Below are 19,565 nucleotides of genomic sequence, written 5' to 3' on the forward strand. Positions count from 1 at the left end.
TCCCGCGCCGCGGCGTCGCGGTCGACCCGGAAAGCGGAACGGGGCCCGGGACGCGATGCGTCCCGGGCCCCGCCGGAGAACCGGGTATCAGCCGACCGAGTCGCCCGAGCCGGACTGCTGGGCGCAGTTGTCCGACTGGTCGGTGACCGAGTCGCCGCTCTTCGCCTCGCCCGAGCCCAGGATGCCGAGCGCGCCGGTGAGGCCGTTGGCGGCACCGAGGTCCTCGACCGGGACCTGCACGCCGAGCGCGTTGACCGGCACGTTGTTGTTGCACGCCTGGATCGGCACGTCGACGTTGTTGCCGTTGGCGACGCCGCCGAGCAGGCCGTCGGCGCTCTTGTCGATGCCGCTGCCGCCGGAGTCGCCCTCGCCGCCGTCCTCGTCGGCGAAGGCGAGCGGGCTGAGCGCGAGCAGCGATGCGGCCGACGCGGCCACGACCATTCCAGCCTTCTTCAGCACAGTCAGTCTCCTGTCGAGTCGCGGGCCTGTCGTGTGACCTGCCCGGGCGTGCCGGTGCTGCGAACGAGGGGGAGCCCGCACCGGCTGATGAAGACCGTATTGCTGCGAAAACTGCGCTGTCGAATTCGGGAATGCCATCGTGTGACGACATCACCGAGGGTTTTCGTTATTGCTCCGATGAGGTGGAGACGAAAGATGACGAATTGCACGTACCGCCACGCGGACGGCCGCCGGCCGTGCCCCGGGGTCAGTGCCGCAGCGCGTCCCGGATCTCCCTGAGGATCTCCGTCTGCTCGCGGACGGCTCCGATGAGGACGGTGATCTGGTCGTCGCCGTGCCGCATCTCCTGGTAAAGCGCGCTGACGGCGTACGCGGTCGCGGCGGTGTGCCCGTCGGTGGCCTCGGCGTAGTCCTTGGCCCGGTCCGCGGACTCCAGCAGCTCCAGGGCGTGCTCGATGACGTGCTGGCCGCTCTCGCGGTGGCTCTGAGGTTCGGGCATGTCCGAATGCTACCCATTCGGGTGATCTGTCGATCGCGACTTCCGTCGCACGGCCCGCGACCTTCGCCGGGTGCGCGCGTGCCGTCCGGGGGAGCAGGGTCGAACCGGTACGGGGACGAGGGGGACCGATGGACGGGCGTGACACGACGATGCCGGAGCGGCTGGCACTGGTGCTGCTGGCGCCGGGCACGGGCCGGTTCGTCGTCGACCACCAGCGGACCGAGCGCGCGCTCGCCGGTGCGGTGCTGCTCGATCTCGCCGCGCGGGGACGGCTGGAGACCGACGGCTACCGGAACCCGCGGGTCCGGCTGGTCGACGGGCCGGGAGCGGACGTGGTGGCCGAGCGGGCCACGCGGTTGCCCGCCGGCTGGTTCCGGGCGCGTCGCGGCGTGACCCGGCTGGTCCCCGGGCTGCGGACGGCGGTGCTGGACGCGCTCGTCCGGGGCGGGCACGTCGACCGGGAGCCCGGCGGGTTCCTGCGGTTCGCGCGCTGGTGGCCGGACCCGGCACTGCGCGAGACGCTCCTGGCGGGGGTGGCCGCGGCGCTGCGCGACGGCGTCGCGGTCGATCCGCGGGTCGCCGGGCTGGTCTCGCTGCTGCACGCGACGCGGGCCGAGCACCGGGTGCTCGACGGGCGCCGCCGCGAGCTGCGCGACCGCGCCCGGGTCGTCGCCGACGGCGACTGGGCCGGCCCGGCGGTCGCCGCGGCGGTCCGGGAGGTGCAGGCCGCGGCCGCTGCGGCGGCCGCCGTCACCGCGACCGCGGCGAGCGGCTCGTGACCGCGCGGCAGGGCCACCGGTGGGGGGACGGCGTGGGTCCGTGGGGGATGCCCACGCCCGGGGCGGGAACGGGGAGATCCTGACCGCTCCCATCGGCCCGGCGGGTGGGCACGGCGTCCACGAGGGACGCCGTGCCCGCCCGATCCGGGGGAATCGTCCTGGACTCCCGGCCCCCGCCGCCTATGGTCGACGCGTGATCCGCCCCGCCGTGATGTCCGCGATCCTGATGGTCGCGGTCGCGGCGGCCGGGCTGACGACCGGCGGGGCCCTCCGGGTGGACGGTGCCGGCCGGATCGCGCTGATGGTGCTCGGTCTCGCCGCGATCGCGTGCATGCCGCTGCGCTACCGGTACCCGTGGGTCTTCGCGCTCGGCTCGCTCGTGGTCGGCAACATCGCCCCGCTCGCGACCTACCTGCCGCTGGTCGGGGTGTTCGTCATCGCGACCCGCCGCCGCACCAGCGAGACCGTCCTGGTGCTCCTGCTGTCGGTCGTCGCGGCGACGATCAACATCTACCACGGCATCCCCGACCTGCAGACGATGCTGGTCCTGCTCGGCGGGGCCATGGGTTTCCTGGCGACGTCGGCCGTCGCCGGGCTGCTCACCGGGATCCGGCGGGCGATGGTGGACGACCTGCGGGACCGGCTCGCCCGCGCCGAGATCGACCGGGCCGTGCGCGACGAGCAGGCCCGGACCGCCGAGCGCCGCCGGATCGCCGGCGAGATGCACGACCGGCTCGGGCACCGGCTGTCCCTGCTGTCGGTGCACGCCGGGGCGCTGGCGCTGCGCGACGACCTCTCCGCCGAGACCGTCCGCGAGAGCGCGCAGGTGCTGCGGGACACCACGCACCGGGCGATGGAGGACCTCCGGACGATCGTCCAGGTGCTGCACGAGCCGGTGGACCCGGAACGCCCGGACGACACCGAGGACCTCGCCGCCGTCGAACACCTGGTGGGCGAGGCGCGCGCAGCCGGGGCGGACGTCTCGCTGCGGTCGACCGCGCTGCTCATGATGTCGCCGCCGGGGCGCCCGCTCGCCGGCGTCGCGTACCGGGTGGTGCGGGAGGGCCTGACGAACGCGGCCCGGCACGCGCCGGGCGCTGCGGTCGAGGTCGTCCTCACCGGGCGGCCGGGGCGGGACCTCACCGTCACCGTCACCTCGGGGTGCACCGGGGACCGGCCCGCCCCGGAGGGTGCCGGCACCGGCCTGGTCGGTCTGCGCGAGCGCGTGGAGACGCTGACCGGCGGGACCCTCGCCCACGGCCCGCTGCCGGACGGCTACCGGTTGCGCGCCACGCTGCCCTGGACGAAGGAGATCGCGTGACCGACATCGAGATCCGGGTGCTGCTGGTCGACGACGACCCGCTCGTCCGGGCCGGGCTCAAGGTGATGCTCGACGGGCACACCATCGCCGCCGCCGGGGAGGTCCCGGAGCGGCGGATCCGGATCGTCGGCGACGCGGGGGACGGCGACGAGGTCCCGGACGCGGTCCGTGCCGGCCGCCCGCACGTCGTCCTGATGGACCTGCGGATGCGGCGGGTGAACGGGGTGAGCGCCACCCAGCTGCTGACCGCCGAACCCGACCCGCCGACCGTCGTCGTGCTGACGACCTTCGACGCCGACGAGCACGTCGTGCGCGCGCTGCGTGCGGGCGCGAGCGGGTTCCTGCTCAAGGACGCCGACCCGGAGCAGATCGTCGAGGCCGTCCGGGCCGCCGCCGACGGCGACGCGGTGCTGTCCCCGGCGATCACCCGGCGGCTCATCGGGATCGTCGCGGGCGGCGCAGGCCCGGTCGACCGCCGCCGCGGCGCCCGCACCCGGCTGGACCGGCTCGCCGAGCGGGAGCGCGACGTCGCCGAGGCCGTGGCCCGCGGCGGCTCCAACGCCGACATCGCCGAGGAGCTCCACATGTCGGTGGCGACGGTGAAGTCGTACGTGTCGAAGCTGCTGCGCGAGCTCGGCCTGGACAACCGGGTGCAGATCGCGCTGCTGGTCCGCGACGCCACCGATTAGTTCCCGGCGGCCCCCCGGTCGGACCGGCATGAAGCTCACAGCGACGATGTTCGTGTCGGTCGACGGCGTCTACCAGGGGCCCGGCGCCCCTGAGGAGGACCGCTCCGGCGGGTTCGGCCGCGGCGGCTGGGTCGTCCCGCACTTCGACGAGCCGACCGGCCTGTTCATGGACGAGGTGTTCCGCCGCGCGGACGCGTTCCTCGTCGGGCGGCACACCTACGAGATCTTCGCCGCGTCCTGGGGTGCGATGGCCGACCCCGGCGACGACGTCGTCGCGGTCGGGTTCGCCACCCTGCCCAAGTACGTCGCGTCGACCACGCTCACCGATCCGGGGTGGGCGGGGACGACCGTGCTGTCGGGCGACGTCGTCGCGGCCGTCCGCGGGCTGAAGGAGAAGCCGGGCCGGGAGCTGCAGGTGCACGGCAGCGGCGAGCTCGTCCGGTGGCTGCTGGCGAACGACCTGCTCGACGAGCTGAACCTGCTCGTCTTCCCGGTGGTCGTCGGCGCCGGGCGGCGGCTGTTCCCGGAGACCGGACCCGACACCGCGCTGGAGCTCACCGGGTCGCGGACCACACCCACCGGCGTCTCGATCGCGACCTACCGGGTCGCCGGGCGGCCGGAGTACGGCGTGATCGAGGTCGAGTGAGGGGTCAGCCGGTCGGGGACCGCGACGCCCGGCTCGGAGGCCGAGCTCGTCGGGCGCCACGGCGGCTACCGGGGTGTGCAAGCAGTGCGCCCGAGGGCGGCCGCCCGACCTGCTGCTCAGCGGGGCCAGGAGTGCGGACGGCAGCCGTCCAGGCCGAGCGTCTGCTGCTGCATCACCGGGGCCGGCTCCCCGGGGCCGGGGCAGGTCACGTGGTGGTGGCCGAGCCAGTGCCCGACCTCGTGGTTGACCAGGTACTGCCGGTAGGCGGTGAGGTCGCGGGCGTACTCCGGGGTGCCGGTGACCCAGCGCTCCAGGTTCACGACGACGCGGTCGCCGTTGCGGCAGGACAGCCTGCCGACGGTGTCGAGCGGCAGGCAGAGCCGGTCGGCGAGAGCCGGGGTGGCCAGCACGATCCGCAGCGGGGCCGCGCCGTCGGTGCGGGCGAACCCGACGGATCCGTCGCCGCCCCAGGACCGGCGGTCGTTCAGCACGCCGGTGACGAACGCGGCGAACGCCGCACCGTCGACGTCCACACCGCGCTCGATCTCGATCCGCACCGGCACCGTGCGGGCGCGGCCGGACGGCCCCGCCGCCGTACCGGGGACGACGTCGGTCGCACCGGATGCGGAGGCCGGGACGGTCCGCCCACGCACCCCGGCCCTCCGGTCGGCCTCCACCGTCGCGGACCCGGCCCGGGGGCCCGGCGCCGTGGTCGGCGGGGCGGGAGGGGCCGCGGACGCCTCCCCGGCGGGCGGGCCGCCCGCCGGTGCCGGGCCGGTGGCCGGTGCCGGCGGCGCACCGCAGGCGGCCAGCACGAGGACCGCGAGCACGGCGACCACGGGGCCTGCCGGTAAGGAGTGCGGCACAGGCGACAGCCTGGCAGAAACAGGCCCACGGGAACGACCCGTGGCCGGAGGGGCGTCCGGTCCGACCAGCGACGCCGTCGTCCGGGAGGGGTGATCATGGGGCGTCCGGACTAGTCTCGCCCGATGTGACGACGGCGACCGGGCACACGACCGAGACCGCGACGGCGATGGCCGAGGCCGCCGCGGCGTGGCTGGACACCCTCGACGGCGAGCACCGCGCGACCGGGACCGGCCACGGCCCCGGCACGGGCGACGACGACGCCGAGCGCCGCCGCTGGTTCTACACCCCGACCGACCACGGCGGCCTGACCCTGCACGAGCAGTCCCCGGTCCAGCAGCAGCGCGCGATGCGGCTCGTCGCGTCCGGCCTGTCCGAGGCCGGGTTCGCGACCGTCGCCGCGGTCATGGGCCTGGAGAACGTGCTCGACCGGGCGCAGGGCTGGCCGGCGCGCCCGTACCGCGAGCGCTTCCGCGACCCGGGGCTCTACCACCTGCGGGTCTTCGGCGACCCGGCGGGCGGGACGTGGGGCTGGCGGTTCGGCGGGCACCACGTGTCGCTGAACAACCTCGTCGTCGACGGCCGGGTGGCCGCGACGACGCCGTGCTTCCTCGGCGCGAACCCGGCCACCACACCGCTGCTCGGCGGGGGCGTGCACCGCCCGCTCGGACCGACCGAGGACCTGGCGCGCGACATCGTGCGCGGGCTCCCGCCCGAGTTGCTCGACGCCGCGGTGCTCGCCGAGGCGGCACCGCCCGACCTGGTCACCGCGAACCGGGCGACGGCCGCGCCGGGGGACCGGCCGCTGCCGGGCACGGCGATCCGCCGGGAGTCCCCGCCCGGGCCCGCCGATCCGGTCGCCGGCACCGAGGAGGTCGCGCTCGGCGCGACCCCGCGCGGGGTCCCGGCGAGCGCGCTGGACGACCGCGGCCGTGACCTGCTGCGACGGCTGCTCTCGGCCTACCTCGACCGGGCACCGGCCGGGACCAGCCCGGTGCAGCGCTACGACGACGACGCGGCACTCGACGAGGTGCACCTGGCCTGGGCCGGCTCGACCGACCCCGGCGAGCCGCACTACTACCGGCTGCAGGGACCGCGGCTGCTGCTGGAGTGGGACAACACGCAGGACGGCGCCGACCACGCCCACTCGGTGTGGCGGGACCCCGAGTCCGACCTGGGGCTCGACGTCCTCGGCGAGCACCTGGCGTTCGCCCACCGCTGACCCCGCTCACCCGGCCGGTGACGGCATTCACCTGTGCCGCACCGGGTGCGCCGGGGAGGATCGGGGCGTGACCATCGCTCCGCCGCCCGGGTTCGCTGCGCACGCCAACGTCTCCGCTGAGGCCTACGCCGAGGCCGAGGCCGACCCCGAGGCGTTCTGGGCCGCGCAGGCCCGGCGCCTCGAGTGGGACCGCGCACCCGAGCAGGGGTACGACGGCAGCCGGTGGCCCGAGGTCACCTGGTTCGCCGACGGCACCCTGAACGTCGCCCGCAACTGCGTCGACCGGCACGTCGAGGCCGGGAACGGTGCCACCGTCGCGCTGCACTGGGAGGGCGAGCCGGGGGACCGGCGCACCGTCACCTACGCCGACCTGCAGCGTGAGGTGTCCCGCTGCGCGCACGCGCTCACCGAGCTCGGCGTGGGGCGCGGCGACGTCGTCGTCGTGTACCTGCCGGTGCTCGTCGAGACGGTCGTCGTGATGCTCGCCTGCGCCCGGATCGGTGCGGTCCACTCGCTGGTCTTCGGCGGGTTCTCCGCCGCCGCGCTCCGGTTCCGGCTCACCGACGGCGCCGCGAAGCTGCTGGTCACCACGGACGGGCAGTACCGGCGGGGGAAGGCGGTACCGGTCAAGGCGAACGCCGACGAGGCCGCGGACGGGGTCACGTCGCTGGAGCACGTCCTCGTCGTCCGCCGGACCGGGTCGGACGTCGGCTGGACCGAGGGCCGCGACATCTGGTGGCACGACGTCGTCGACCGCCAGCCGGAGTCGCACGCGGCCGAGGCGTTCGGCGCGGAGAGCCCGCTGATGCTCGTCTACACCTCGGGGACCACCGGGAAGCCCAAGGGACTGCTGCACACCATGGGCGGCTACCTCACCCAGACGTCGTGGACGTCGTGGGCGTGCTTCGACCACAAGCCCGACGACGTGTACTGGTGCACCGCGGACCTGGCCTGGGTCACCGCCCACACCTACGAGGTCTACGGCCCCCTCTCCAACGGCGTGACCCAGGTGATCTACGAGGGCACCCCGGACACCCCGGAGCCGGGCCGGCACTTCGAGATCATCGAGCGGTACGGCGTCACCGTCTACTACACCGCGCCGACCCTGGTGCGGACGTACATGAAGTGGGGCGAGGAGGTCCCGGCGCGGCACGACCTGTCGTCGCTGCGGCTGCTCGGCAGCGTCGGCGAGGCGATCAACCCGGAGGCCTGGCGCTGGTTCCACCGGGTCGTCGGTGGCGGCCGCTGCCCGATCGTCGACACCTGGTGGCAGTCCGAGACCGGCGCCGCGATCTGCGCGCCGCTGCCCGGCGTGACCCCGCTGAAGCCCGGCTCCGCGACACACCCGCTGCCCGGGCTGTCGGTGCGGGTCGTCGACCAGCGGGGACGGACCTGCGACGCCGGCGAGGGCGGGCTGCTGGTGATCGACCGGCCGTGGCCGTCGATGGCGCGCACGGTGTGGGGCGACCCGGAGCGGTTCCGCTCGTCGTACTTCGCGGACTTCGCCGAGCAGGGCTGGTACAAGGCCGGTGACGGTGCCGTGGTCGACGACGAGGGCTACGTGACCCTGCAGGGCCGGATCGACGACGTCATGAACGTCTCCGGGCACCGGCTCGGCTCGATCGAGCTGGAGTCGGCGCTGGTGTCGCACCCGCGGGTGGCGGAGGCCGGCGTCGTCGGCGCGCCGGACCCGACGACCGGGCAGGCCGTCGTCGCGTTCGTGACGGTGACCGACGGGCCGTCCGACGGGCTCGCCGACGAGCTGCGCGCGCACGTGGCCGCCGAGCTGGGGCCGGTCGCCCGGCCACGGGAGGTCGTGCTGGTCGGCGAGCTGCCGAAGACCCGCTCGGGGAAGATCATGCGCAGGCTGCTGCTGGACGTGACGGCCGGGAACGAGCCGGGGGACACGACGTCCCTGGTGGACCCGGCCGCCTTCGCGGAGCTGGCGGCCGGGTACCGGGTCAGGAGCTGACGCTCAGGCGATCCGCTTCAGCTTCTGGATCACCAGCTCGCCGTCGAGCAGGTCGCCCATGACGTTCTGGAAGTGCACGAGGTGCGGGGTCTGCAGGTGCGCCCCGAGCTTCTCCTCGGACTCCCAGTTCTCGTAGAAGAAGAACACCGCAGGGTCGTCCACGCCCTGGTGGAGGTCGTAGTTGACGTAGCCGTCCTCCTTCGTGGTCGGCTCGATCAGCTTCTCCAGCTCGGCGCGCAGGTCCGCCTCCCTGCCCGGCTTCGCCCGCATGCGGGCGATGACGGTGAGCAGGTCGCGGTCGTCGTCGGTGGGGGTGGGCATCGTCGCCTCCGTCTCGATCTCCTCGTGCACGACCACTATGGCCGAACCCGACGGGTGGGGCCCGCCCGGAATGGCTACCGTCGGTGCGTATGAGCGACGCGGCGAACACGCGGGAGACGGCCGGCGCCATGGCGGAGGCGGCCCGCGAGTGGCTGGACACCCTCGACCCCGGGCAGCGGGAGGCGGCCGTCGGGAACGCCCCGGCGGGCGACGGCGACATCGACGCCGAGCGGCGCCGCTGGTTCTACACCCCGACCGACCACGGGGGCCTGACCTTCCACGAGCAGCTGCCGCCGCAGCAGCGGGCGGCGATGAAGCTCGTCGGGACCGGGCTGTCGCGCGCCGCCTACGTCACCGTCGCGACCGTGATGGGGCTGGAGAACGTCCTCGACCACACCGAGGGCTTCGTGACCCTGTTCGACCGCACCCGGGGCCGGGACCCGCAGATGTACTACCTGCGCGTCTTCGGCGAGCCCGGCGCGGAGGGGACCTGGGCCTGGCGGTTCGGCGGGCACCACGTCTCGGTCAACATGCTGGTGGTCGACGGCGAGGTCGTCGCCTCCACACCGTGCTTCCTCGGCGCCGACCCGGCGACCTCCGAGCTGCTGGGGGAGGCGACCCTGCGCCCGCTCGGCCGGGTCGAGGACCTGGCCCGCGACCTCGTCCGGTCGCTGCCCGGCGAGCTGCGTGACCGGGCGGTGCTGCTGGACAAGGCGCCGCCGGACCTGGTCGCGGCGAACCGCACCGACCCGCAGGACGGCGACGACTGGATCCCGCTCGCCGGCATCTGGCGGGACCGGTTCGCGAACGACACCGAGCAGGGCAGGCTCGAGGCGATGAGCGAGACCATCGAGGAGCGCGCGGCCTTCACCGGCGACGACGTCGCGGCCGTGCGGCTGGGGCGCGCCCCGAAGGGCGTCCCGGCGTCCGACCTGGACGGCGGGCAGCGCGAGCAGCTGCGCGCCCTGCTCGCCACCTACCTGCGCCGGGTCCCCGACGCGCTCTCGCCGATCGCCCGCTACGACGACGACGCCGCCCTCGACCGCGTCCACGTCGCCTGGGCGGGGGCGCTGGCCGACGGCGCCCCGAACTACTACCGGCTGCAGGGTCCGCGGCTGCTGGTCGAGTGGGACAACACCCAGCGCGACGCCAACCACGCCCACTCGGTGTGGCGGGACCCGTCGGCCGACTTCGGGCTCGACGTGCTCGGTGCCCACCGGGCGGCCCGCCACCTGTCCTGAGCGCCGGGCTCAGGACCGGTACGCCGGTGCCCGGACCGGCCCCTCCCGGTGCCGGTCCTCCAGCAGCGGCCGCCAGCGCGGCGCGACCAGTGTGGACAGCACGACGACGCTGGTCGAGCGTGCCACCAGCGGTGACCGGCCCAGCGCGAGCAGGGTCGCCTGCAGGTCCTCGTGCGACGACGCCGCCAGCCGGCACAGCACGTCCGACGACCCGGTCGTCGCGTACGCCTCGGTGACGGCGGGCAGCTCCGCCAGCGCGGCGGCGACGTCGCCCAGCTCGCCCTGGGCGATCTCCAGCGTCACGAACGCCTGCACCCCGTACCCGGCCGCGGGGAGGTCGACGTCGGGCCCGTACCCGGTGATCACGCCCGCCTGCTCCATGCGGTCCAGGCGGGCCTGCACGGTGCCGCGGGCGACCGTGAGGGTGCGGGACAGCTCCAGCACCCCGGCCCGCGGCCGTTCCTGCAGCGCGGCGAGCAGGTCGACGTCGAGGGCGTCCAGCGTGAGCACGGGCGGAGTCTAGGCACCCGGCCCCGGCAAACTCTTGGCAAGCGTTGACAAGGTTGCGCAACACGATGCACGCTCCTCGGGTCCCACCGGCGGGACACCGAGGAGGAGAGCAGTGGCGCCCACCCTGACCGACGTCGCCCGCACCGCGGGCGTCGCCCTGTCGACCGCGTCGCGGGCGTTCTCCGACCCGGACCGGCTCGGCGCGGCGACCCGCCGGCGGATCCTCGCCGCGGCCCAGGAGCTGGGCTACGCACCGCGCCCGGTGGAGCCGGCCCCGGCGGCGCGCGGCACCGCGACCGTCGCCGCGGTCGTCCCGGACATCGCCAACCCGGTCTTCTCCCGCTTCGTCAAGGCCGCCCAGGCCCAGGGGCGCCAGACCCGGACGACCGTCGTCGTCGCCGACACCGACTACGACCCCGACCGCGAGCGCGAGGCGATCACCGGCCTGTGCGCGCGGGTCGACGGGATCGTCGTCCACTCCTCCCGCCTCGACGGCGCCGAGGTGCTCGACCTCTGCGGGTCGACGCCGTCGGTGCTGGTCAACCGCGAGGTCGCCGGCGGGGACTGCGTCATCGCCGACTCCACCCAGGGACTGCGGGAGACCGTCGACCACCTCGACGCGCTCGGCCACCGCCGGATCGCCTACGTCCAGGGCCGCTCGGACTCCTGGTCCAACCAGCACCGGGTCGGGCTGCTCCGCGCACTCGCCGACGAGTACGGCCTGGAGCTGCACCTGCTCGGCTGGCACACCGAGACCGTCGACGGCGGCACCGCCGCCGCGGCCCGCGTGCTCGCCACCGGCGCGACCGCCGCGATGACCCACAACGACCTCGTCGCGCTCGGCCTGCTCGCCGGTGCCCGCACCCTCGGTGTCCGGGTGCCCGACGACCTGTCCGTCGTCGGCAGCGACGACATCCCCTTCGCGGCGCTGTCGGCCCCCGGGCTGTCCAGCATCGCCACCCCGATGGACCGCGCCGGGACGCTCGCCTGCGAGGTACTCGGCCGCGCGGCGGCCGAGCGCACCGCGCCGCGCGTGGTCCGCCTGCCCACCCACCTCGTCGTCCGCGGCACCACCGGTCCCGCGCGCGCCGAGCGCACCCTGGAGGTCACCTCGTGAAGATCGTCGTCGCGGACCAGAACCTGGTCGGGCTGCGGGACGAGCTGGAGGCCGCGCTGCCCACCGGCAGCGAGGTCGTCTGGTCGCCGACCCGCGACGTCGCCGACGTCGCCGCACTGGTGCCGGGCGCGGAGGTGCTGATCTCCGGCCGGTGCTCGAAGGAGGTCGCGACGGCCGGCCCGCAGCTGCGGCTGGTGCACGCCGCGGGCGCGGGCACCGACGGCATCGACGTCGACGCGCTCCCCGCGGGCTGCACGGTCGCGAACACCTTCCACCACGAGGACTCGATCGCCGAGTACGTCGTCGCGTCGGCGATCGCGCTGAGCCGCGGTTTCCTCGCCCAGGACACCGCGCTGCGCGCCGGGCACTGGCCCACCCCCGCCTACGACGAGGCGGCCCCCTGGATGCGCTCGCTGGCCGGCGCGACGATCGGGTTCGTCGGCTTCGGCCACATCGGCGCGCGGTCCTGGGACCGGCTGCGGGTGTTCGGCGCCCGCGGGGTCGCGGTGAGCCGGCGCGGCGCGATCGACGCGGGGGAGACCGGCCTGGACTGGGCGGGCCCGACCGCCGACCGGCTGGGCGACCTGCTCGCGGTGTCCGACGTCGTCGTCGTGAGCGCCCCGCTGACGCCGGAGACCGAGGGCATGATCGGTGCGGCCGAGCTGGCGTCCATGAAGGACTCCGCGGTGCTGGTCAACGTCGGCCGTGGCCCGCTGGTGGCGGAACGGCCGCTCTACGAGGCGCTGCGCGACGGCGTGGTCGGCGGTGCCGCGATCGACGTCTGGTACGGCTACCCGGAGCCCGGGTCGGCGCACGCGGAGCCGTCGTCGCTGCCGTTCCGCGAGCTGGGGAACGTCCTCATGACCCCGCACTCGTCGGGACTGACCCACCAGACCTTCGCCGGGCGCGCCGACGACATCGGCGCGAACGTGCACCGCCTCGCCGCGGGCGAGGCGATCCGCAACGTCGTGGCGGTCGCGCCGTGACCGCCGACCGCATCGTCGCGGCGGAGGTGCTGATCACCTCGCCGGGCCGCAACCACGTCACCCTCAAGATCACCACCCGGGACGGCCTGGTCGGCTGGGGCGACGCGACGCTGAACGGCCGGGAGCTCGCCGTCGCCGCCTACCTGCGGGAACACCTGTGCCCGCAGCTGCTCGGCCGCGACCCGTCCCGCATCGAGGACACCTGGCAGTACTTGTACCGGGGCGCCTACTGGCGGCGCGGGCCGGTCACCATGACCGCGGTCGGCGCCGTCGACCTGGCGCTGTGGGACATCAAGGGCAAGGCCGCCAGCCTGCCCGTCTACCAGCTGCTCGGGGGCGCCGTCCGGGACCGGGTGCGGGCCTACACCCACGCCACCGGCTGGGAGGTCGCTCAGCTGTGCGACGCCGTCGACGCCGTCGTCGAGCGCGGGTTCACCGCCGTCCGGGTGCAGACCGGCGTGCCCGGCCTGGACACCGTCTACGGCGTCGGGCGCGGGCCCGGCTACGAGCCGGCCGGGCGCGGCACCGTCCCCGCGGAGGAGGTCTGGGACACCGCCGCCTACCTGCGCCACGTGCCCGACGCGCTGGCCGCGGTCCGCGCGCACACCGGACCGGAGCCCGCGCTGCTGCACGACGCCCACCACCGCCTCACCCCGATCGAGGCCGCCCGGCTCGGGAAGGCCCTCGAACCGGTCGACCTGTTCTGGCTCGAGGACGTCACCCCGGCCGAGAACCAGGACGTGCTGCGCCGGGTCCGCGCCCACACCACGACGCCGCTGGCGATCGGCGAGGTCTTCTCCACGCTCTGGGAGTTCCAGCAGCTGATCACCGAGCAGCTGATCGACCACGCCCGGGCCGCCGTCACCCACTCCGGCGGGATCAGCGCGCTGCGCAGGCTGGCCGCGCTCGCCGACGTCTGGCAGGTGAAGGTGAGCCCGCACGGCCCCTCGGACGTCTCGCCGATCGCGATGGCCGCGTCCGCGCACGTCGCGCTGGCCACGCCGAACCACGGGATCCAGGAGTACATGGGCTACCCGGAGCAGGTGCACGAGGTGTTCCGGCACGCCTGGACCTGCGACGACGGGCACCTGGACCCCGGCGACGCCCCCGGGCTCGGGGTCGACGTCGACGAGGCGCTCGCCGCCCGCTTCCCCTACGAACCCGCCCTGCTGCCGGTCGCGCGCCGCCGCGACGGCTCGATGACGGACTGGTGACCGCCGTGCTCCCGACCGAGACCCCGGCCCCGGACGGCACCGGGATCGTCCACCTGGGACTGAGCAACTTCCATCGCGCGCACCAGGCCGTGCACACCGCCGCCGCGCTCGCCGGCGGTGGTCCGTGGGGGATCCTCGGCGTCGCACCCCGGTCGGCCGGGATCGCGGACGCGATGGCCGCGCAGCAGGACCGCTACGCCGTCGTCGAGATCTCCCCGGAGGGCGAGCGGGCGGTGGTGCCCGCCGTGCACACCGGCACCGCCGTCGCGGCCCGCGAGCCGGAGCGGGTGCTCGGCGCGCTGGCCGCGGAGTCCACCCGGATCGTCTCGCTCACCGTCACCGAGCAGGGCTACACGATCGACCCGCGCACCGGCGGGCTCGACCTCGACCACCCCGGTGTCCGGGCCGACCTGGCCGGGTCGGCGACGACCGCGGTCGGCCTGGTGGCCCGTGGTCTGCTCCGGCGGGCCCGCGGCCACGGCGCCCCGGTCAGCGTGCTCAGCTGCGACAACCTGCTCGGCAACGGTGACGTCACCGCACGGCTGGTGCGGGAGTTCGCCGCGGCGCTGCCGCCCGGCGATGCCGCGGCGCTCGGGTCCTACCTGGACACCGTGACGTTCCCGAACTCCATGGTGGACCGGATCGTCCCCGCCACCACCGACACGACCCGGGCCGCGGCCGCACGGCTGCTCGGGACCGCCGACGCCGTCCCGGTCCCGTCCGAGCCGTTCAGCATGTGGGCGCTGGAGGACCGGTTCGCCGCGGGCCGTCCCGCCTGGGACCGGGCCGGGGCGGGGGTGCCCGGTGCCGTGTTCACCGACGACGTCGCGGGCTACGAGCTGCTCAAGCTGCGGCTGCTCAACGGCACCCACTCGCTGATCGCCTACCTGGGGGCGCTGGCGGGGGAGGACCTGATCGCCCGCTCGGTCGCCCGGCCGGCCGTCCGGGGCGCCGCCGAGCGGGTGCTGCACGACGACCACCTGCCGACCGTCGCCGTCCCGGCGGGCGTCGACGCCGACGCGTACGCCGCCCGGCTGTTCACCCGCTGGTCGAACACCGCGCTCGGGCACCGCACCCGCCAGGTCGGCTCGGACGGGTCGCTCAAGCTCGCGCAGCGGATCCCCGGTCCGGCCGCCCGGCACCTCGCGGACGGGCGGATGCCGCACCACCTCGCGCTCACCGTCGCCGCGTGGCTGGCCTGCGTCGCCCCGCCGCCGGGGTCCGATCCCGGGCCGCACGCCGCCGCGATGGCCGAGCCGGCCCGCGATCGGCTCGCCGCGACGGCCGCCGGGCTCGCACCGGCGCACGTCCGGGCGGGGCTGGACCTCCTCGGCGGCGACCTCCCGGACGCGTTCGCCGCCCGGGTCACCGAGCTGTTCGAGGTGCTGGTCCGGCACGGCGTCGACGACGCCGTGGCCGAGGCCGCCGGGACCAGGAGCGCCGCATGACCGCCACCACGATCCCCGGCCGCACCCGCGCCGCCGTCCTGCACGGGGCGTTGGACCTGCGGGTGGAGGAGGTGCCGGTGGCCGCGCCCGGGCCCGGCGAGGTGCTCGTCGCCGTCGAGGCGGTCGGCGTCTGCGGCTCCGACGTGCACTACTTCACCGACGGCCGCAACGGCCGCAACGTGCTCCGCGCGCCGATGGTGCTCGGTCACGAGGCGGCCGGGACGGTCGCCGCCGTCGGCGACGGCGTGCACGGCGTCGAGGCCGGGACCCGGGTCGCCGTCGAACCGGCGGTCGGCTGCGGGACCTGCCCGACCTGCCGGTCCGGGGCCTACCACCTGTGCCCGTCCGGCACCTGCCTCGGCTCGCCACCCACCCACGGCGCCATGTCCGGCTACCGCGCCGTGCCCGCACGCGCGGTGCACCCGCTCCCGGACACGCTCGGCACCGAGCTCGCCGCGCTGGTGGAGCCGCTGGGGGTCGCGGTGCACGCGGTGCGCCGGGCCGGGGTGGCGACCGGGCACCGCGTGCTGGTCACCGGCGCCGGCCCGATCGGCGTGCTGGTCGCGCAGGCCGCGCGGGCAGCCGGGGCCGAGCAGGTCGTCGTCACCGACGTGCACGACGCGCGGCTCGACCGGGCCGCAGCGCTCGGCGCGACGGGCACCGTGAACACCGCCCGCGACGAGCTCCCGGCCGCCGCGTTCGACCGGCTGCTGGAGTGCTCGGCCGTCCCGGCGGCGCTCTGGCAGGGCATGCACGCGCTCGGCCCGGCCGGGCGGGCGACCGTCGTCGGGCAGGCCCCGCCGTCGGCCGACGGGCTGCCGCTGGCGCTGATGCAGCGCTGGGAGATCGACCTGAACGCCTCGTTCCGGTCCGCGCACGCGTTCGCGCCCGCCATCGGGCTCGCCGCGTCCGGGCGGGTGGACCTGGCCGGTGTGCTGACCGGCCGGTTCGCCCTCGACGAGGCTCCCGACGCCCTCCGGGCACCGGGAGCCGACCCGCGTCACCTCAAGGTCGTCGTGCGCCCGGGCGACTGAGCCCGGCCGCGGCCGACCCCGACCGCCCGAGAACCCGCCCCGCCCACGGGGCCCGATCCATCCGAGGACGTATGGACACCAGCGGAAGCACCACGAATCCGTCCACAGTAGATCCCGACCGGCCCGCCGACCCGCGGGCCACCCGCAAGGCGGCCTGGGCCGGTCTGGTCGGGACGACGCTCGAGCAGTACGACTTCGTCATCTACGGCACCGCGTCCGCGCTGGTGTTCTCGACGCTGTTCTTCCCGAACGTCTCACCGGCCGTCGGCATCCTGGCCAGCTTCTCCGCCTACGCCGTCGGGTTCCTCGCGCGGCCGCTGGGCGGCCTGTTCTTCTCCCGCTACGGCGACCGGCTCGGACGCAAGTGGGTGCTCGTCGCGACGTTGCTGCTGATGGGCGGGTCCACGATGCTCATCGGCCTGCTGCCGACCTACGGGACGATCGGGATCCTCGCGCCCGCACTCCTGGTGCTCTGCCGGTTCTTCCAGGGGTTCGGCGCCGGGGCCGAACAGGCCGGGGCGGCGACGCTGCTCACCGAGACCGTCGGGCGCGGCCGGCGCGGGCGCTACGCCTCGCTCGTGATGGTCGGCGCGGCGCTGGGCACCGCGCTCGGTGCGGTCGTCTGGATCGCGGTGCAGCAGCTGCCCGAGGAGGCCCTCATGGCCTGGGGCTGGCGCCTGGTGTTCCTGTCCAGCCTGATCGTCACCGCGGTCGCGATGCTGATCCGGCGCAAGCTCGACGAGAGCCCCGTCTTCGCCGAGCTCAAGGAGTCGCACGTCGCGCCGCGCAAGCCCGCCGCCGAGGTCTTCCGGCACGGCAGGCGCCCGATGCTGCTCGCCCTGTTCATGAACATCGGGACCAGCGCGCAGTCCTACACCTTCCAGGTCTTCATCGCCTCGTACCTGGTGACGACGGTCGGCGTCGACTCCGAGTTCGTGCCGCCGGTGCTGCTGATCGGCGCGATCTGCGGCGGGATCGCGGCCTTCGGGTTCGGGGCGCTCTCCGACCGGATCGGCCGCAAGCCGGTCTACTCGTTCATCATGCTGGCGATCGTCCTGCTGCCAGCACCGGCGTTCGTCGCGATGAACACCGGCAACCCGGTCGCGATCACCGTGACGCTGGTCGTCGGGTTCGTCCTCGCCGTCAACGGCGCGGTCGGGGTGCAGATGAGCTACTTCCCGGAGCTGTTCGGCAACCGCTACCGCTACGCCGGCGTGACGCTGGGCCGCGAGTTCTCCGCCGCGCTGGGCGGCGGTGTCGCCCCGCTGATCTGCGCCGCGCTGCTGTCGGTGTTCTGGGGGTCGTGGATCCCGGTCGCGATCTACATGTCCGGGATGGCGCTGATCAGCCTCGTCGCAGCCCGGATGGCGCCGGAGACCCTCGACCGGGACCTCACGGTGCCCGAGGACGCCGGGGCCCAGGTGGAGTACCGCGGCGGCGCACAGAGCGGGTGACCGCCGCGGCCCTCCGTCACGACGTTCCCGGGGCGGGGGCGCGTGGGTCGGGGCCGAGGAGGTCCCAGCGGTTGCCTGCGACGTCGCGGAACACGGCGACGCGGCCGTACGGCTCGGTCCGCGGCTCGGACAGGAAGTCGACCCCGGCGCCGCGCAGGCGCTCGCAGGAGGCGTCGAAGTCCTCCACCCTGAGGAAGAACCCGACGCGACCGGCGTGCTGGTCGCCCACCGCGGCGGTCTGCTCCGCACCGTCGGCACGAGCGAGCAGGATCCCGGTCTCGGCCCCCGGCGGCCGGACGACGACCCACCGCTTGGGCCGGCTGTCGCCGGTCCGGGCCGGTGAGTCCTCGGCGAGCTCGAACCCCAGCGCGCGGGTGAAGAACTCGATCGCCTCGTCGTAGTCGTCGACGATGATCGCGGTCAGCTGCAGGAACGCCATGACGCCATCATCGGGCCGGACGGTGGTGCTGCCCGGGTCGACGTGGCCGTCACTCAGCCGGTCGACGCGGGGGTGCGGCGCGCGAAGTCGGGCGCCCGCTGGGGCCGGAACCCGACCCCGACCAGGTATGCGGGGACGATCTGCAGCGCGGGCACCCGGCGCATCAGCCGGATCAGCGGGGCCGGTGGGCCGTCGAGCTCACCGGCCAGCGCCGGACCCGCGATGTTCGCGTGCATGATCCGCTGGAGGCCCTGGACCAGCATCGTCGGGATCCGGCGCCGGTTCCGGACGCGGGCGAGATCGTCGGCGGTGACCGTGCCCCGCTGCAGCGGCGCGGCGAGCAGCGCGGCGGTGGCGACGGCGTCCTGGATCGCCAGGTTGATCCCCACCCCGCCGATCGGCGACATCGCGTGGGCGGCGTCGCCGATGCAGAGCAGGCCGTCGACATGCCAGCGGCGCAGCCGGTTCAGGTGCACGTCGAGGTGCTTCACGTCGTCCATCGACTCCAGCGCCTCGACGCGGTCGGCGAACTCGGGGATCAGCTCCGCCACGTCCGTGCGGAACGCCTCGAGCCCGCGCGCCCGCAGCCGAGCGTCGATGCCCTTGGGGGCGAGGTAGCCGATCTGGAAGTAGCCCTCGCGGGGGATGACGACCGCGAACCGGCCGTTCCCGATCTTCGGCACGAGGGTGGCCTCGGTCTCGTGGGCGTGCCGCGGCAGCCGGAACCACCAGGTGTCGAACGGGACGTCGAACTCGGTGACCGGGAGGCCGGACCCGTCACGCAGCACCGAGTGCCTGCCGTCGCAGGCGACGGTGAGGTCGGCGCGGATCTCGCCGTCGGTGTGCTCGTGCTCGCCGGTCGTCGTCCGGTACCGCACGCCCACGACCCGGCCGTTCTCACGGATCATCGAGGTCGCGCGGGTGTCCATCCGCAGGTGGAAGCCGGGTTCGCTCCGGGCCGCGTCGGCGAGGAGGTCGAGCAGGTCCCACTGCGGGACGAGCGCGACGTAGGGGTGCCGCACGCCGACCTTCGTCAGCAGGTCGAAGTTGCCGACCCGCTGCACACCACCGTGCTCGTCGGGGAGCGCCACCTCGGTGACCCGGCTCTGCGGCAGCGCAGCGAACCGCTCGGCGAGCCCGAGGTCGTCGAGCAGGTCGAGGGTCGTCGGGTGCACGGTGTCGCCGCGGAAGTCCCGCAGGAAGTCGCCGTGCTTCTCCAGGACGGTCACGTCGACGCCGGCACGGGCGAGCAGGAGCTCGAGCATCATTCCCGCGGGGCCACCACCGACCACGCAGCAGGTCGTCCGCTCCATCGCGATCACCTCATTTCAACTGTTGTTGAATTAAGGC

At 75.0% G+C, this 19,565-nt stretch carries 20 protein-coding genes; 13 read left to right on the forward strand and 7 right to left on the reverse strand.

All coding sequences use genetic code 11. The features are described from left to right. Nucleotides 1-87 precede the first annotated feature (87 nt). Together AD017_RS23230 and AD017_RS23235 are read right to left on the reverse strand one after the other, a co-directional pair. Nucleotides 88-459, reverse strand: coding sequence for a hypothetical protein (locus AD017_RS23230; protein WP_075296295.1), 372 nt, complete (start codon nucleotides 457-459; stop codon nucleotides 88-90). 247 nt (nucleotides 460-706) lie between these two features. After that, nucleotides 707-958 carry a hypothetical protein gene (locus AD017_RS23235; protein ID WP_010227366.1) on the reverse strand — a complete coding sequence of 84 codons (252 nt, stop codon included), beginning with the start codon at nucleotides 956-958 and terminating at the stop codon, nucleotides 707-709. A 128-nt stretch (nucleotides 959-1,086) separates the two neighbouring features. Here AD017_RS23235 and AD017_RS23240 point away from each other — a divergent pair, with 128 nt between their 5' ends. The 4 genes from AD017_RS23240 (at nucleotide 1,087) to AD017_RS23255 (ending at nucleotide 4,393) form a co-directional block, all read left to right on the forward strand. Continuing rightward, nucleotides 1,087-1,737 carry a GPP34 family phosphoprotein gene (locus AD017_RS23240; protein WP_060575548.1) on the forward strand — a complete coding sequence of 217 codons (651 nt, stop codon included), beginning with the start codon at nucleotides 1,087-1,089 and terminating at the stop codon, nucleotides 1,735-1,737. A 193-nt stretch (nucleotides 1,738-1,930) separates the two neighbouring features. After that, on the forward strand, nucleotides 1,931-3,058 hold the full coding sequence (locus tag AD017_RS23245; RefSeq protein WP_060575549.1) for a sensor histidine kinase: 1,128 nt from the start codon (nucleotides 1,931-1,933) through the stop codon (nucleotides 3,056-3,058). Continuing rightward, a complete protein-coding gene (locus tag AD017_RS23250) occupies nucleotides 3,055-3,747 on the forward strand; it encodes a response regulator transcription factor (protein ID WP_060575550.1) in 693 nt (230 codons plus the stop codon). The genes AD017_RS23245 and AD017_RS23250 overlap by 4 nt, the downstream gene beginning before the upstream one ends. A gap of 28 nt (nucleotides 3,748-3,775) precedes the next feature. Continuing rightward, nucleotides 3,776-4,393, forward strand: coding sequence for a dihydrofolate reductase family protein (locus tag AD017_RS23255; RefSeq protein ID WP_060575551.1), 618 nt, complete (start codon nucleotides 3,776-3,778; stop codon nucleotides 4,391-4,393). Nucleotides 4,394-4,509: 116 nt separating this feature from the next. Here AD017_RS23255 and AD017_RS23260 read toward each other — a convergent pair whose 3' ends face one another. After that, entirely contained in the window at nucleotides 4,510-5,232 is a 723-nt protein-coding gene (locus AD017_RS23260; RefSeq protein ID WP_082398886.1) for a DUF3152 domain-containing protein, read from the reverse strand. 152 nt (nucleotides 5,233-5,384) lie between these two features. Here AD017_RS23260 and AD017_RS23265 point away from each other — a divergent pair, with 152 nt between their 5' ends. Then, entirely contained in the window at nucleotides 5,385-6,479 is a 1,095-nt protein-coding gene (locus AD017_RS23265) for a DUF3500 domain-containing protein (RefSeq protein WP_145984072.1), read from the forward strand. A 67-nt stretch (nucleotides 6,480-6,546) separates the two neighbouring features. Beyond that, nucleotides 6,547-8,451, forward strand: coding sequence for an acetate--CoA ligase (gene acs / locus AD017_RS23270; protein WP_082538286.1), 1,905 nt, complete (start codon nucleotides 6,547-6,549; stop codon nucleotides 8,449-8,451). Nucleotides 8,452-8,454: 3 nt separating this feature from the next. On the opposite strand, the gene AD017_RS23275 is transcribed toward acs, so the two are convergent. Further along, nucleotides 8,455-8,772: a putative quinol monooxygenase gene (locus AD017_RS23275; protein ID WP_029240006.1), complete on the reverse strand. Its 318-nt coding sequence runs from the start codon at nucleotides 8,770-8,772 to the stop codon at nucleotides 8,455-8,457. Nucleotides 8,773-8,861: 89 nt separating this feature from the next. Here AD017_RS23275 and AD017_RS23280 point away from each other — a divergent pair, with 89 nt between their 5' ends. Next, the gene (locus AD017_RS23280) at nucleotides 8,862-10,013 is read left to right on the forward strand and encodes a DUF3500 domain-containing protein (RefSeq protein ID WP_060575552.1); all 1,152 of its coding nucleotides are present in this window, start codon (nucleotides 8,862-8,864) and stop codon (nucleotides 10,011-10,013) included. A 9-nt stretch (nucleotides 10,014-10,022) separates the two neighbouring features. On the opposite strand, the gene AD017_RS23285 is transcribed toward AD017_RS23280, so the two are convergent. Then, complete coding sequence (locus AD017_RS23285) at nucleotides 10,023-10,523, reverse strand: Lrp/AsnC family transcriptional regulator (RefSeq protein ID WP_060575553.1); 501 nt, start codon at nucleotides 10,521-10,523, stop codon at nucleotides 10,023-10,025. 112 nt (nucleotides 10,524-10,635) lie between these two features. Between AD017_RS23285 and AD017_RS23290 the strand changes: the two genes are divergently transcribed. The 6 genes from AD017_RS23290 to AD017_RS23315 all read left to right on the forward strand — a co-directional run bounded on the left by AD017_RS23290 (nucleotide 10,636) and on the right by AD017_RS23315 (nucleotide 17,776). Continuing rightward, on the forward strand, nucleotides 10,636-11,640 hold the full coding sequence (locus AD017_RS23290) for a LacI family DNA-binding transcriptional regulator (protein WP_060575554.1): 1,005 nt from the start codon (nucleotides 10,636-10,638) through the stop codon (nucleotides 11,638-11,640). Next, nucleotides 11,637-12,626, forward strand: a complete 990-nt coding sequence (locus tag AD017_RS23295; protein ID WP_060575555.1) for a 2-hydroxyacid dehydrogenase — start codon at nucleotides 11,637-11,639, stop codon at nucleotides 12,624-12,626. The genes AD017_RS23290 and AD017_RS23295 overlap by 4 nt, the downstream gene beginning before the upstream one ends. Then, nucleotides 12,623-13,840 (forward strand): D-mannonate dehydratase ManD, encoded by a 1,218-nt coding sequence (gene manD, locus AD017_RS23300; protein WP_060575556.1) that lies wholly within the window; start codon nucleotides 12,623-12,625, stop codon nucleotides 13,838-13,840. The genes AD017_RS23295 and manD overlap by 4 nt, the downstream gene beginning before the upstream one ends. Beyond that, nucleotides 13,837-15,288: a mannitol dehydrogenase family protein gene (locus AD017_RS23305; RefSeq protein WP_227012561.1), complete on the forward strand. Its 1,452-nt coding sequence runs from the start codon at nucleotides 13,837-13,839 to the stop codon at nucleotides 15,286-15,288. The genes manD and AD017_RS23305 overlap by 4 nt, the downstream gene beginning before the upstream one ends. After that, nucleotides 15,285-16,322 carry an alcohol dehydrogenase catalytic domain-containing protein gene (locus AD017_RS23310; protein ID WP_060575557.1) on the forward strand — a complete coding sequence of 346 codons (1,038 nt, stop codon included), beginning with the start codon at nucleotides 15,285-15,287 and terminating at the stop codon, nucleotides 16,320-16,322. Before AD017_RS23305 ends, AD017_RS23310 begins: the two co-directional genes overlap by 4 nt. Before the next feature lie 71 nt (nucleotides 16,323-16,393). Further along, a complete protein-coding gene (locus tag AD017_RS23315) occupies nucleotides 16,394-17,776 on the forward strand; it encodes an MFS transporter (protein WP_060575558.1) in 1,383 nt (460 codons plus the stop codon). Between the two features lie 16 nt (nucleotides 17,777-17,792). On the opposite strand, the gene AD017_RS23320 is transcribed toward AD017_RS23315, so the two are convergent. Together AD017_RS23320 and AD017_RS23325 are read right to left on the reverse strand one after the other, a co-directional pair. Continuing rightward, nucleotides 17,793-18,215 (reverse strand): VOC family protein, encoded by a 423-nt coding sequence (locus AD017_RS23320; RefSeq protein WP_060575559.1) that lies wholly within the window; start codon nucleotides 18,213-18,215, stop codon nucleotides 17,793-17,795. Between the two features lie 53 nt (nucleotides 18,216-18,268). Then, on the reverse strand, nucleotides 18,269-19,528 hold the full coding sequence (locus AD017_RS23325) for an FAD-dependent oxidoreductase (RefSeq protein ID WP_060575560.1): 1,260 nt from the start codon (nucleotides 19,526-19,528) through the stop codon (nucleotides 18,269-18,271). Between the last annotated feature and the right edge of the window lie 37 nt (nucleotides 19,529-19,565).

It is taken from the genome of Pseudonocardia sp. EC080619-01, from assembly GCF_001420995.1.
Lineage (GTDB): Bacteria > Actinomycetota > Actinomycetes > Mycobacteriales > Pseudonocardiaceae > Pseudonocardia.

Coding starts and splice junctions, on each gene's coding strand:
- AD017_RS23235 (WP_010227366.1), bottom strand. CDS start 958: ATGCCCGAACCTCAGAGCCACCGCGAGAGCGGCCAGCACGTCATCGAG.
- AD017_RS23240 (WP_060575548.1), top strand. CDS start 1,087: ATGGACGGGCGTGACACGACGATGCCGGAGCGGCTGGCACTGGTGCTG.
- AD017_RS23255 (WP_060575551.1), top strand. CDS start 3,776: ATGAAGCTCACAGCGACGATGTTCGTGTCGGTCGACGGCGTCTACCAG.
- AD017_RS23275 (WP_029240006.1), bottom strand. CDS start 8,772: ATGCCCACCCCCACCGACGACGACCGCGACCTGCTCACCGTCATCGCC.
- AD017_RS23280 (WP_060575552.1), top strand. CDS start 8,862: ATGAGCGACGCGGCGAACACGCGGGAGACGGCCGGCGCCATGGCGGAG.
- AD017_RS23310 (WP_060575557.1), top strand. CDS start 15,285: ATGACCGCCACCACGATCCCCGGCCGCACCCGCGCCGCCGTCCTGCAC.
- AD017_RS23315 (WP_060575558.1), top strand. CDS start 16,394: ATGGACACCAGCGGAAGCACCACGAATCCGTCCACAGTAGATCCCGAC.
- AD017_RS23320 (WP_060575559.1), bottom strand. CDS start 18,215: ATGGCGTTCCTGCAGCTGACCGCGATCATCGTCGACGACTACGACGAG.
- AD017_RS23325 (WP_060575560.1), bottom strand. CDS start 19,528: ATGGAGCGGACGACCTGCTGCGTGGTCGGTGGTGGCCCCGCGGGAATG.